Annotated in this window: 13 protein-coding genes; 11 read left to right on the top strand and 2 right to left on the bottom strand. The window is 45.5% G+C overall.

Annotated elements, in window-relative coordinates:
- Nucleotides 1–157: 157 nt before the first annotated feature.
- The 9 genes from ACQCVE_RS13825 (at nt 158) to ACQCVE_RS13785 (ending at nt 8781) form a co-directional block, all read left to right on the top strand.
- Nucleotides 158–634, top strand: coding sequence for a YaiI/YqxD family protein (locus ACQCVE_RS13825; RefSeq protein WP_426845803.1), 477 nt, complete (start codon nt 158–160; stop codon nt 632–634).
- Nucleotides 635–666: 32 nt separating this feature from the next.
- Nucleotides 667–2490, top strand: a complete 1824-nt coding sequence (gene dnaG / locus ACQCVE_RS13820) for a DNA primase (protein WP_426863156.1) — start codon at nt 667–669, stop codon at nt 2488–2490.
- Between the two features lie 182 nt (nt 2491–2672).
- Nucleotides 2673–3785 (top strand): RNA polymerase sigma factor RpoD, encoded by a 1113-nt coding sequence (rpoD, locus tag ACQCVE_RS13815; protein WP_426845588.1) that lies wholly within the window; start codon nt 2673–2675, stop codon nt 3783–3785.
- Nucleotides 3786–3971: 186 nt separating this feature from the next.
- Complete coding sequence (locus ACQCVE_RS13810; RefSeq protein ID WP_426845590.1) at nt 3972–4487, top strand: hypothetical protein; 516 nt, start codon at nt 3972–3974, stop codon at nt 4485–4487.
- 106 nt (nt 4488–4593) lie between these two features.
- The gene (locus ACQCVE_RS13805) at nt 4594–5733 is read left to right on the top strand and encodes an acyl-CoA dehydrogenase family protein (protein ID WP_426845592.1); all 1140 of its coding nucleotides are present in this window, start codon (nt 4594–4596) and stop codon (nt 5731–5733) included.
- Nucleotides 5734–5873: 140 nt separating this feature from the next.
- On the top strand, nt 5874–6233 hold the full coding sequence (gene cccA, locus ACQCVE_RS13800) for a cytochrome c550 (protein WP_426845594.1): 360 nt from the start codon (nt 5874–5876) through the stop codon (nt 6231–6233).
- A 120-nt stretch (nt 6234–6353) separates the two neighbouring features.
- Nucleotides 6354–7064, top strand: coding sequence for a tRNA (adenine(22)-N(1))-methyltransferase (locus ACQCVE_RS13795; RefSeq protein ID WP_426845596.1), 711 nt, complete (start codon nt 6354–6356; stop codon nt 7062–7064).
- The gene (locus tag ACQCVE_RS13790) at nt 7061–8182 is read left to right on the top strand and encodes a Nif3-like dinuclear metal center hexameric protein (protein ID WP_426845598.1); all 1122 of its coding nucleotides are present in this window, start codon (nt 7061–7063) and stop codon (nt 8180–8182) included. The genes ACQCVE_RS13795 and ACQCVE_RS13790 overlap by 4 nt, the downstream gene beginning before the upstream one ends.
- Nucleotides 8183–8208: 26 nt before the next feature.
- On the top strand, nt 8209–8781 hold the full coding sequence (locus tag ACQCVE_RS13785; RefSeq protein ID WP_426863155.1) for a DUF7010 family protein: 573 nt from the start codon (nt 8209–8211) through the stop codon (nt 8779–8781).
- A 49-nt stretch (nt 8782–8830) separates the two neighbouring features.
- Here the strand turns inward: ACQCVE_RS13785 and ACQCVE_RS13780 are convergent, their stop codons facing one another.
- Entirely contained in the window at nt 8831–9775 is a 945-nt protein-coding gene (locus tag ACQCVE_RS13780; protein ID WP_426845602.1) for a 4-hydroxy-3-methylbut-2-enyl diphosphate reductase, read from the bottom strand.
- A gap of 106 nt (nt 9776–9881) precedes the next feature.
- Entirely contained in the window at nt 9882–10559 is a 678-nt protein-coding gene (gene vrrA, locus ACQCVE_RS13775; protein ID WP_426845604.1) for a VrrA/YqfQ family protein, read from the bottom strand.
- A 197-nt stretch (nt 10560–10756) separates the two neighbouring features.
- Between vrrA and ACQCVE_RS13770 the strand changes: the two genes are divergently transcribed.
- Nucleotides 10757–12061 carry a DEAD/DEAH box helicase gene (locus ACQCVE_RS13770; protein WP_426845606.1) on the top strand — a complete coding sequence of 435 codons (1305 nt, stop codon included), beginning with the start codon at nt 10757–10759 and terminating at the stop codon, nt 12059–12061.
- 11 nt (nt 12062–12072) lie between these two features.
- Nucleotides 12073–12966, top strand: a complete 894-nt coding sequence (locus ACQCVE_RS13765; protein ID WP_426845608.1) for a deoxyribonuclease IV — start codon at nt 12073–12075, stop codon at nt 12964–12966.
- Nucleotides 12967–13314: the final 348 nt, after the last annotated feature.

Raw genomic sequence — 13314 nt, 5'->3', positions numbered from 1 at the left:
ATTTACTAGTATCTGTCAAGTGGATTCAGCAAAAATAAATCGACAAAGACTGATTTAACTGGAAGCTGAAGCAAGCAGGCTGGACTTGTTTTCCGGTGCTGCATGTTCAGTTGCAGGATTCTGCTTTGAAAGAAGGATTTTAACGGAGTGATGGAGAATAGAGAAAAATGCCGAAAAAAAGCTGAAAATAGTTGTCGATGCCGATGCTTGCCCAGTTAAGAATGAAATCGTACAGCTGGCTGATGCTTATCAAGCGGAGACGGTGTTTGTAGCATCGTACAACCACATGACGATGGAAACACTCGGAAAAAAGTGGGTGTATGTGGATGCTGAAAAAGAATCGGCAGACCTCTATATCGTTAACCACACAAGACCGGACAATATTGTGGTCACTCAGGATATTGGATTGGCAGGCTTGCTCCTGAAAAAAAACGTTATGGTTTTGACGCCACGGGGTAAACATTATACAGAGCAAAATATAGACACGGCTTTACAATTCCGGTATTTATCTGCTAAAGGCAGAAGAGAGGGAATCCATTCCAAAGGACCGAAGCCTTTTCTGGATGCAGACCGCAAAAATTTTGCAGATTCCTTAGAAAAAATCTTGTCGAAACTTGCAGGGATTGAATCCTAAGTCTCGAATAATTGAAACACGGGGATGTTAGTATGGCTCAGAGAATTCCTGAGGATGCTGTCAATAAAATTCAGCAATCCGTGGACATCGTCGATCTGATCGGAGAATACGTTCAATTAAAAAAACAGGGCCGCAATTATTTTGGGCTTTGTCCGTTTCATGGTGAAAATACACCATCTTTTTCTGTTTCTCCAGATAAGCAGATCTTTCACTGCTTTGGCTGCGGAGCAGGGGGAAACGTCTTTTCCTTCCTCATGCAAATGGAAGGCTATGAATTTGTTGAAGCGGTTCGGCAGCTGTCAGAAAAAGAAGGGATCGCCCTTCCGGAAGATACCCCTAAGCTCTCGGAACCTTCAGGAGAGGGCCGTGACCAGGATTCTGCTGTCATGCTAAAAGCCCATGAGCTTCTAAAGAAATTTTACCACCATTTGCTGGTAAATACAAAAGAGGGCGAGACTGCCTTGGAATATCTGATTCAAAGAGGGTTCACCAAAGAATCCATCGAGCATTTTGAAATCGGGTACTCGCTTCCTTCCTGGAATTTTGCAGCGAAATTTCTGGCCAAAAGAGGTTTCAGCCTCCCGCTGATGGAACAGGCAGGGCTGCTGGTGAAAAAGAACGACGGATCCGATTTCCTGGACCGCTTTCGAAACCGGATCATGTTTCCTATTCTTGATCATAATGGGAATACGATCGCCTTTTCAGGAAGAGTGCTCACGGACGAACAGCCCAAGTATTTGAACAGCCCTGAAACGAAATTATTTAATAAAAGCAAGGTGCTGTACAATTTCCATAAAGCAAGGCTACATATAAGAAAACATCAGCAAGCGGTGCTTCTTGAAGGCTTTGCTGATGTGATTTCCGCTTCAAAAGCAGGAGTGGAGCAATCCGTTGCCGCAATGGGAACAGCGCTGACAGATGAACAGGCTAAGATTTTAAAACGCAACAGTCTGGAGATCGTGCTTTGCTATGATTCCGATAAAGCCGGACTGGAAGCCACGCTGCGCTCTGCTAAAACGCTGATTCAGGCTGGTGCGGCTGTTAAAGTAGCCATGATCCCGGATGGCTTGGACCCTGATGACTACATCAACCGGTATGGAGCTGAAAAGTTCCGCCAGGATGTAATAGGGGCGAGCGTCTCTGTTATGGCCTTTAAGATGAATTATTTTAAACGCGGGAAAAATCTTCAGAATGAAGCGGAAAGAATTCAGTATATGGAGCAGATTCTTAAGGAGATTGCTGAATTATCCAATCCGCTTGAACAGGAGATCTATCTTAAACAGCTCTCTCAGGAATACTCAATAGGAATGGAGATCCTAAAAGAGAGGCTTGGTGAGATTGCGAGAACTTCCGGAAAGCCGAGAGGCAAACCGGAGCAGAACAGGGCGGCTGCTGATAAGCCTATGGCACCCCGAAAAAAGAAAAAGCTGCTTCCGGCCTATCATAATGCTGAACGGATGCTGCTTGCCCATATGCTGAAGAGCAGGGACGCCGCCCAAAAGGTGCTGGATACTCTCGGGATCGAATTTAATATTGAAGAGCACCGCGCAATTGCCACTTATTTATTTGCTTATTATGAAGAAGGATCCGACGGAAACATCAGCACCTTTCTCCAAAGGCTCCCAAGCAGAGAACTGATGTCTGCAGCATCAGATATAGCCATGATGCAAGTCAGTGATGATCCTGCCCCTGCCGAAATCCAGGATTACATGAAACAGATCCTGAACTATCCAAAAATCCGCGATCTGCAGGAAAAGGAAGCGGAGAAAAACGAGGCAGAGAAGCAGCGCGACTTTGTAAAAGCAGCGAGAATTGCCATGGAGATCGTTCAGCTCAAGCGCTCTTTAAGGGGCTGATCCTAAGGGAATACACCGGTTCATTGTTCAGCAGCAGGCTGCTGCGCAATGATCAGGATACTGAAAAAATGACCATCCATTTTACATGGAGTTCATCTATAGCACACTAAGCCGTCTTATGATAAGGCAGCGAAAAATCTAACTGCCTGAGAAGGCTTCAAGTTTTGGAAGGAGGGGATCCAATGGCTGACAAACAAACCCATGACACAGAACTGACGCTGGATCAAGTAAAGGATCAGCTTACCGAGATCGGTAAAAAGCGCGGTTCATTGACATATGAGGAAATTGCTGAACGTATGTCAAGCTTTGAAATGGAATCAGACCAAATGGATGAGTATTATGAATTTCTTGGTGAACAAGGTGTTGAGCTTCAAGGAGAAAATGGTGAAGCAGAAGACCCTAACATACAGGATTTAGCGAAAGAAGAAGAGTTCGACCTGAATGATCTGAGCGTTCCGCCGGGAGTCAAAATCAATGATCCTGTCAGAATGTATTTAAAAGAGATCGGGCGTGTAGACCTTCTATCGGCCAATGAAGAAATTGAACTGGCTAAACGGATCGAAGAAGGCGATGAAGAGGCTAAACGCCGTCTTGCTGAAGCAAACCTTCGTCTCGTTGTAAGTATCGCCAAGCGCTATGTCGGACGAGGCATGCTGTTCCTTGACCTGATTCAGGAAGGAAACATGGGACTGATGAAGGCTGTTGAAAAATTCGACTACCGCAAAGGGTATAAATTCAGTACGTATGCTACGTGGTGGATCCGTCAGGCCATTACAAGAGCGATCGCCGATCAGGCCCGTACAATCCGTATTCCTGTGCATATGGTCGAAACCATTAACAAATTAATCCGTGTTCAGCGGCAGCTCCTTCAGGATCTTGGACGTGAGCCTTCACCGGAAGAAATTGCAGAGGATATGGATTTAACTCCTGAAAAAGTAAGGGAAATTCTTAAGATTGCTCAGGAGCCGGTATCACTTGAAACGCCGATTGGTGAAGAAGATGATTCCCACCTCGGGGATTTTATCGAAGATCAGGACGCAACCTCACCTTCAGAGCATGCTGCTTATGAACTTCTAAAGGAGCAGCTTGAAGACGTTCTTGATACGCTTACAGACCGTGAAGAAAATGTCCTTCGTCTCCGTTTTGGACTGGACGATGGCCGTACACGGACACTGGAAGAGGTCGGCAAAGTGTTTGGTGTTACCCGCGAGCGTATCCGTCAAATCGAAGCAAAAGCTTTAAGAAAGCTTCGGCACCCAAGCAGAAGCAAGCGATTAAAAGATTTTCTGGAGTAGGAAGGAAAGGCGGATAACCGTCTTTCTTTTTTTTATCCAGCACTTCTGCGAATTAATATGAAGCTCCCTAATCTCTCCATCCCTATAATAATTCCGGGGTAAGCGCTTACTAAAATAATTTATGTTTACGAAGAATGCAAACCTCATTACAATAAAGGTATCATAGACCCAGTGAGGTATGACTGAATGAACATGGATAGAAAAAAAATCATTATTGACGAGATCAGGCACTGGAAGTCAAGCAAGCTTCTTCCGGATACATACTGTGATTTCCTTCTTGCACTTTATACAGAGGGAGAGCAGGAGAATGATGCAAAGCGAAGAAAAAAGACGGGTTTCTATATCCCAATTTTTATCATGTTGCTGATGCCTGCATCACTTTTTATCTATTTTACTGAAATGAACTCTTCATTGCAAATGGCCCTGTTTGCTGCTTTTCTCCTCGGGATGCTACCCGCATTATATTTCAGCAGAAAACAGAAACTCGTTTTTTATTACATGGGAGTTGTGTTTTCGATCCTGTTATTTAGTTCTCTTACAGGTGCAGACTTATTGGGTTGGCCTAGAACACCTGCATATGCAGCAGCTGTCGTGCTGAACAGTCTTATGTGGATCCTGTTTTCCGTTCGTTTTAAGCTGCGCTCCTTCTTTGCCGCAGGGACTGCAGGAATCCTGATGACTGCTGCTTCTTTTATCCTCTAGCTGCTTTTAAAGAGGAATAGAATATTAAATATTTTAAAAGTTGTGAAAAAACCCCTTTCCTCTTATACTGTTATTGTAAGCGTGTTCATTATTCAGGGGGGATTGGATGAATTTTGAGTTAACGGCTGAACAGAAAATGGTACAAAGAACGATAAGGGAGTTTTCCATTGCTGAGGTTGCACCTGGGGCAGAAGAAAGAGATAAGACAAAAGAGTTTCCGGTGCACGTCTTTAAGCAGCTGGGCGAGATGGGGATGCTTGGACTTCCTTTTCCGGAAGAATACGGCGGAGCCGGAGCGGACACGGTGAGCTTTGCTATAGTGACAGAGGAGTTAAGCAGAGCGTGCGCATCTACCGGAATTACCTATTCAGCTCATATCTCACTGGGAGGAGCGCCGATCCATCTCTTTGGGACGGAGGAGCAAAAAAGGGAATATCTTTCTAAAATCTGTTCAGGGGAGTCTTTAGGTGCTTTCGGTCTGACTGAGCCTAACGCCGGCTCTGATGCAGGGGGTACGGCTACTGAAGCCGTTTTAAAAGACAGAAGCTTCGTCATTAATGGGAGCAAGTGCTTTATTACTAATGCTTCCTACGCTAAGTTCCTGGCCCTTACAGCCATCACAGGCAGAAAAGAGGGCCATAAAGAGATCAGTGCTATTATCGTTCCAACGGATTCACCCGGTTTTACAGTTATTGATAATTATGACAAGATGGGACTGAATGCATCAAATACAACCGAGCTGGTCCTTGAGGATGTAATCGTTCCTGAAGAAAATTTGCTTGGAGAAAGAGGGAAGGGCTTTAAGCAGTTTCTCATTACACTGGACGGAGGACGAATCGGGATTGGAGCAATGGGAGTGGGAATTGCCCAGGCCGCTTTCGAAAAAGCGCTGGCTTATGCGAAGGAGAGAAAGCAATTTAACAAAAGCTTATCCGCATTCCAGTCTATTCAGTTTAAGCTGGCAGATATGGCCATGAAAGTTGAGCTTGCAAGAACAATGGTTTATAAAGCAGCGTGGCTGAAGGATCAGGGGAAAGCCTTTACGAAAGAAGCGTCCATGTGTAAGCTTTATGCTTCCGAAATCTGTTCAGAGGTTACGAACCAGGCTATTCAGATTCATGGCGGCTATGGGTACATGAAGGATTATCATGTAGAGCGGTTTTTACGCGACGCTAAATTGCTTGAGATTGGCGAGGGGACGAGTGAAGTCCAAAGAATGGTTATTGCCAGGCAGATCGGATGCTGAGCTGATTATTTGGAAAAAGATAAAAGTTTTGGATGAAATTTGATTCCTTCTCTTTTCCTTCCCTCTAAGATAAAGTAAAATGAAGGAAGTTTATGGCGATTACTACATACAGAGAGAGACGAAGTCTGGGAGGAGAAATAATGAAACGGAATCCGCTAATACCTTTTGTCTTAATTGCTGTTTTCGGTATAGGGCTCATGCTCTTTTTCTCGGTTAAAGGGCTTGGTGATGCTGAAAAAATGGCTGGCGGAGATGAAGAAAAGCCTAAGACAGAAAATGTCGCAAACCTTTCTCCAGAAGAAATCTATAAGGGAAAGTGCATCTCCTGCCATGGTGAAAACTATGAAGGCGGGGTAGGGCCGAAGCTTGCCGGTACAGGATTAAGCGTAGATGAAATTAAAGACAAAATCAAAAACGGCGGCGGCGGAATGCCTCCAAACCTGGTACCTGACGAAAAGAAGCTGGATGAAGTGGCAAAATGGGTTTCCGAACTTAAATAATGTGCTCAATGCCCCTGCTGAAGGGGTTTTTTGTTTGGCTGCGGCAGCCGTTGGACATCGTGATTCACTTCACCTAAAATAAAAGGAGTATACATAAATTATAGGCAAAAGGTGACGGACATGAATGAATTAAAATTATCGAGAAGATTAGAAGCGGTAGCAGATTATATTCAGGAGGGCTCTGTCCTTGCTGATATAGGGTCAGACCATGCCTACCTGCCATGCTTTGCGGTTATGAATGGCAAGGCTCAAAAAGCCATTGCCGGAGAAGTGGTGGAGGGTCCCTATCGATCCGCTGTTAAGCAGGTGGAGCGGACTGGTTTGCAGCATTTGATCGACGTCCGAAAAGGGGATGGTCTGTCAGTGCTGAAGCCGTCAGAAGCCACTTGTGTCACAATTGCCGGAATGGGCGGAGGCCTGATTGCCAAAATCCTGGAGTCGGGAAAAGACAAACTGGATGTGGCAGAAAAGCTGATTCTGCAGCCAAATGTAAATGCGAATCTCATCAGATCGTGGCTGATAGAAAACGGCTGGGAGCTAACCGGCGAGAGCATCCTGGAAGAGGATCAGAAAATCTATGAAATTCTTGCCGCTGAAAAAGGGAATCCTTTAAAGCCTTATGAAGGAAAAGAACGGGAACAGGCTATTCTGTTTGGTCCATTTTTAATGGAAGAAAAAAATGAAGTATTTAAGAAGAAATGGACACATGAAATGCTCCACTGGGAAAAGGTGGCTGCTCAAATAGGGAAGGGAAAACAAACCGAAGAATCCTTGAGCAAACGCCGTGAAATGGAACACCTAATATCGATCACCAGGGAGGTACTGGAATGAGCAAAATACCGAATGGTTTTGAAATTATTGAGCTTTTTGAGCAGTTTTCCCCTAAAAAATACGCGGTGGAGGGGGATAAGATAGGACTTCAAATCGGAACGCTTAATAAACCCGTTAAGCAGGTTATGATTGCATTGGACGTCCTGGATGAAGTGATTGATGAAGCGATCGAATCCAATACTGATCTGATTATCGCCCATCATCCGCCCATTTTCAGGCCGCTTCATTCGCTGAGAACGGACCAGCCGGCAGGCAAGCTTCTGGAAAAATGCATCAAGCACGATATAGCCGTCTATGCAGCCCACACAAACTTGGATGTCACAAACGGCGGTGTGAACGATCTTTTAGCTGCTGCCTTAAATATGCAGGATACGAAGGTGTTATCCCCTGTAACTGAAGAGAGATTGAAAAAGCTGACTGTATTTGTTCCCGCAGATCATGCTGAAGCGGTCAAAAAGGCGCTCGGTGATTCGGGAGCAGGAAATATCGGAAAGTACAGCCATTGCACATTTGCAGCCCGGGGAACAGGGACATTTTTGCCGCTTGAGGGAGCCTCCCCATTTCTAGGTGAGACAGGCAGGCTGGAAAAAGCCGATGAGATCCGGATTGAAACCATTATCCCTGAATCAATTGAGAAAAAAGTCATTTCTGCCATGCTTAAAGCTCATCCGTATGAAGAAGCCGCCTATGATCTGGTTACACTGGATCAGAAAGGACTTCCTATGGGACTGGGAAGGGTCGGCAAGCTGGAGAAGGAAATGTCCCTCAGAGAATTCGCTGAGTTTGTAAAAAAAGCTCTTGATGTTGAAGCTGTGCGGGTTGTTGGAGATCTGGATGCCGTAATCAGAAAATGTGCGGTGCTTGGCGGGGACGGAAACAAGTACATTAAAGATGCGAAATTCAGCGGGGCGGATGTTTTTGTTACAGGAGATATGTATTACCATACCGCTCATGATGCAATGATGATGGGCCTGAATATTGTGGATCCCGGCCATCATGTGGAAAAGGTAATGAAACAGGGAGTGACAGATGCCATGCTCTCATTATGCGAAGAGAAGAATTATGAAGTCAGCATCATTCCTTCAGAAATCCATACAGATCCGTTCAAGTTTATTTAAGTCAGGCAGAAAAGGGGATGGGCTTCATGGATCTGAACACTGCAAGAAATCAGCTGGCTTTAAACAATAAAAAAGGAGTACCGATGATCACGGGCGCTCTTTTATATTGGTTCATTATGCTGATATTCAGTTTTGTCATAAAAAATGAGAGTACTCTTGCCATTATTTATTTGTACGGAACAGGACTGCTTTTCCCCGCCGGCATCCTGATTTCCAAATGGATGAAGACGGATATGTTCAAAAAAATTAATCCGCTGTCAGGACTCTCTGGTATTCTTGCAGCGGTGCCTGCTCTGATGGGACCGCTTATGGCATATATTTGCTTTACCGATCCGGGAGCACTTCCCTTTACCATTAGTGTCATCACAGCAGGTCATTTTTTTCCTTTCGCCTGGCTGTATCAGTCTAAATCTTATATATACCCTCCTTCCGCCATGCTTATACTAGGACTGGCTGTTATCCTGTTCGCAAGAGATATTCAATTTACAGCTTTTCCAATCCTGATGATGACTTGCCTCGCCCTGCTAATAGCAGGTGCCTGTTATGAAATGAAGAAGGAGGCAGAGCGGGAAAACAGGCTGGATGCTGACACGGTATAGCAGTATAGAGGATAGAAAAAGGAGTTCCGTCTCACCGGAACTCCTTTGTTTATTTCTTCGCCCGGACCTTTGGGAGAATTTTATTCAATGGTACAGCATGGACTACCTGCCAGTCTTTATCTGAATCTTCTTCATACCCCTCAAGGAAAGAGATGACTTCCTTGGTGATCGGTGTCGGGGTGGATGCTCCGGCAGTAATGGCGACCTTCTTTACGCCCTTCAGCCATTCCAGCTTAAGCTCGGAAAGGTTCGAAATTCTGTAGGCGGGTGTGCCCGCAATTTGCTCGGAAACCTGTGCAAGCCTGTTGGAGTTATTGCTTTTTGGGTCACCTACAACGATGGTCAAATCGGCATCCTTTGCCTGTTCAGCCACAGCCTCCTGCCGAACTTGAGTGGCGAGGCAGATTTCCTGGTGAAATTCCACACGGGGAAACTTCTCCTTCACCTTTTCCATAATGTCATACACGTCCCATTGGCTCATCGTCGTCTGATTCGTTACGATGATTTTCTCCGAATGAATTTCCAGAGCTGCAGCATCATCGACGGTTTCAATGAGATGAACGATATCCGGGGCCACTCCGACGGCACCCTCTGGCTCCGGGTGCCCCTTTTTGCCGATATAGATGACCTCGTAGCCTTTTGCTTTTACATCACGAATCAGATCGTGCGTTCTTGTCACATCTGGACAGGTGGCATCAATGCTGACGAGCCCTTTTTCTTCCGCAATGCGGCGGACTTCCGGAGAAACTCCATGGGCTGTAAAAATGACAGTGCCCGTATTTACTTGTTCCATGATTTCAAGACGGTTCGTACCGTCAAGAGTAATGATTCCTTCTTGTTCAAATGCATCTGTAACATGTTTATTATGGACGATCATACCTATAATGTAGATCGGTCTTGGCAATGTTTTATCCATTGCGGCATTCTTGGCAATGACCATCGCATCTACGACGCCATAGCAGTATCCGCGTGGAGCAATTTTAATTACATCCATATATCTTCCTCCTAAACAGGAAACGAATAGAAAAAAGCCGGCTTCCGGCTTTTTTTATAATACCCTGCTCCCATTATAACGAACTGGAGGAAAGACTGCAAAACTCTTATACATAAAGTCTAGGTTTTGATGCTCCCTTGGGGGAAGTCTTTTTTTCCTCAGGACTTATTTCCGGAACGGACTCCGCACCATCTGATACAGGTTCTTTCTTCTTCTTAGCTGTGCCGGCTGCGGGTGCCTGTTTTACCGCCTTGTTTTCTTCTGCAGGTGTGTCTTCTTCCGTATCGTCACTATTCATCTGGCTGAAAATTTTAATCATAGCAGGCAAATTTCTGACGAGGGGACCATATTGCTGAACCATAGGTGTAACCTGCTGAGCCATGCCCAAAACCTTTTGGACATTGCCGAGCATCCCCGTGATATTTGCTGGATTTGCGAGCCCCTGGATGCCTTGCTGTGCCGCTCCGGCAACATTTCCGGCCCCGCCTGCAGAAGGTAAAAAGCGCGATAGCAGGCCTTTTATTCCGCCGCTCCCGGCAGCCTGCTGAACTCCCTGAACCGGTCCGCCGAACCCTCCAAATCCTTGTGAACCGCCAAAGCCGGCCGGCCCTCCGCCAAAAGGACCGCCTTGAAATAACCCGCGGCCGCCTGGCACCTGCCCATTAAAAGGCTGTCTCCCCATAAAAGCCGGGCCTCTTCCAGCCATCTGTCCGCCTGGAAAGGGTCCCTGCATAAATCCTCTTCCAGGATTGCCGCCCGGCGGCATTGGTCTTTGTGGAAACATCGTCTCACTCCTTTCTGACTTCTTGCCTCTTACAGAATATGCGCCAGGCTGAAAAAGGTTTTTCATTTGCCGGGAAAGGGCTCAGGAAGATTGGTGTTTTGCCTGGATTTCGTATATAATGTGAAAATGGTTAAACCTGTCCGGATACGGAACATCCGAAATCAGGAATGGCAGATTATTAAGGAGTTATGAAAACTATGGAGAAATTTGAACGATTGCAGCTAAAGCCGTTTCTAATAGAAGCAGTGAAAGATTTAGGCTTTAAACAGCCAACAGAAATACAGGAAAGAATTATCCCTTCAATCATAAAAGGAGAAAGTGTCATCGGGCAGTCTCAAACAGGGACTGGAAAAACCCATGCATACCTGCTTCCTCTGCTAAATAACCTGGATCCCGCTTCCCAGACTGTTCAAGTTGTTATTACGTCCCCTACAAGAGAATTGGCGAATCAGATCTATAAAGAGGTTCTTAAATTAATTGCTCATCATGAAGAAGACATTACTGCCAAGTGCTTCACCGGCGGAACTGATAAGCAGCGGTCTATTGATAAACTGAAGCAGCAGCCTCAGATTGTCGTCGGAACGCCTGGAAGAATCCATGACCTGCTGAAGGAAAAGGCTCTTTTTGTTCATCAGGCTAAATCCTTAGTCGTAGATGAAGCTGATATGATTCTGGATATGGGCTTCCTGGAAGATGTAGACCGGATTGCAGGCGGTATGCCGGAAGAGCTTCAAATGCTCGTATTTTCAGCAACCATTCCCGAAAAGCTGAAGCCTTTCTTAAAAAAATACATGGCAAACCCGAAATTTACGCATGTTGCACCGAAACAGGCAGCAGCTGCAAAGATTCAGCATGTTCTTGTTCCTCTTAAACACAGAAACAAAACGAGACTTGTCTATGAAATGCTTCAGTCTTACAACCCGTATTTGGCCATCGTTTTTACAAATACAAAAAAAATGGCTGATGCAGTTGCGGACGAACTCGCTGCCAAGGGCCTTAAAGTCGGGCGCATTCACGGAAACCTGCCGCCACGCGAACGGAAAAAAGTGATGAAGCAGGTCAATGATCTTGAATTTCAATACGTAGTAGCGACAGACCTCGCCGCCCGCGGAATCGATATTGAAGGCGTGAGTCACATCATTAACTTTGAACTGCCTCAGGATCTGGACTTCTACATCCACCGTGTGGGAAGGACTGCACGTGCAGGCTACTCAGGGATCGCAGCTACCATTTATGAAACATCCGATGAAGACGCTCTGGCGAAACTTGAGAAAATGGGCATCCAGTTTGAATACAAAGACCTAGACGGTTCTGAATGGAAAGAAGCGGATGACCGCCACCGCAGGAAAAACCGCCCGAAAACCGACCGTGATGCTGACGAGCGTGCGAAACATGGAATCCGGAAGCCGAAGAAAGTCAAACCCGGCTATAAACGGAAAATGAAATGGGAAATGGATAAGGTCAAAAAGAAACAGCGGAGAATAAAAAGAAGAGAAAAATAGGAGGGCAAGGAATGCTTAGGATTGGCTCTCATGTTTCAATGAGCGGAAAGCACATGCTGCTGGCTGCAAGTCAGGAAGCAGCATCATACGGGGCGAATACCTTTATGATTTATACGGGCGCTCCTCAGAACACGAGAAGGAAAAAGATTGAGGATCTGAATATTGAGGCTGGACAGGCACATATGAAAGAAAACGGCATCGGCGAGATCATTGTTCATGCCCCATACATCATCAATATTGGAAATTCTGTTAATCCAAGCACATTCGAACTCGGCGTAGAATTTCTGCGTTCAGAAATTGAACGGACCGCAGCTCTCGGCGCAAAACAAATTGTGCTCCATCCAGGGGCCCATGTCGGAGCGGGAGCAGAAGCGGGCATTAAAAAAATCATTGAGGGACTTAACGAAGTGCTCGTTAAGGATCAAACCGTACAGATCGCCCTTGAAACAATGGCAGGAAAAGGGTCTGAAATCGGTTCGAACTTTGAAGAACTGGCACAGATTATGGAGGGGGTTCACTACAGTGAGCATCTATCCGTGTGCTTTGATACGTGCCATACACATGATGCCGGATACGATCTTATCAATAACTTCGATGGAGTGCTGGAGGAATTTGACCGCATCATTGGATTGGACCGTCTAAAGGTGCTGCATATAAATGACAGTAAAAATCCGATCGGTGCAAGGAAGGACCGCCACGAGAATTTTGGGTTCGGACATATCGGATTCGATGCGCTGGTAGACATCGTGCATCATCCGTCCCTGAGCGGGCTTCCTAAAATTCTTGAAACACCATATGTTGGCGAAGATAAGAAAAACAAAAAGCCGCCGTACAAATTTGAAATTGATATGATCCGATCAAAAGAATTCGATAATGAAGTATTAAATAAGATCGTCAGTCAATAACAAAGAGAGAAGAGGCTGAGACAAAAGGTTCCCGGTTAATTAAAAAACCGAACTATTATTTGAAACTCTAATATAGAGCTTCGTAATCGTTCGGTTTTGTTGGTTTTCATGTTTTTTTTCAAAGGCTTTGTTCATGTATGTTGTTGATTTATTACCACCTGTTGTTTGGAGTGGAAGGCATGAGACTCCTGCGGGACCAGCGGGAAAGGTGAGACCCCGCAGGCGCAAAGCGGCGAGGAGGCTCACCGCCCGCCCATGGATAAGCGAATGCCTGCTAACTGCAATCAACAGCCGAGTTAAAGAGCTTTTTCAAAAGAAATATTCGGCTTTAATGCTAAAATTGATGTC

Origin of the sequence: Metabacillus sp. 113a, assembly GCF_050107635.1 — a bacterium.
Taxonomy (GTDB): Bacteria; Bacillota; Bacilli; order Bacillales; family Bacillaceae; genus Metabacillus_B.
This window is presented reverse-complemented; position numbering and strand designations above follow the sequence as displayed.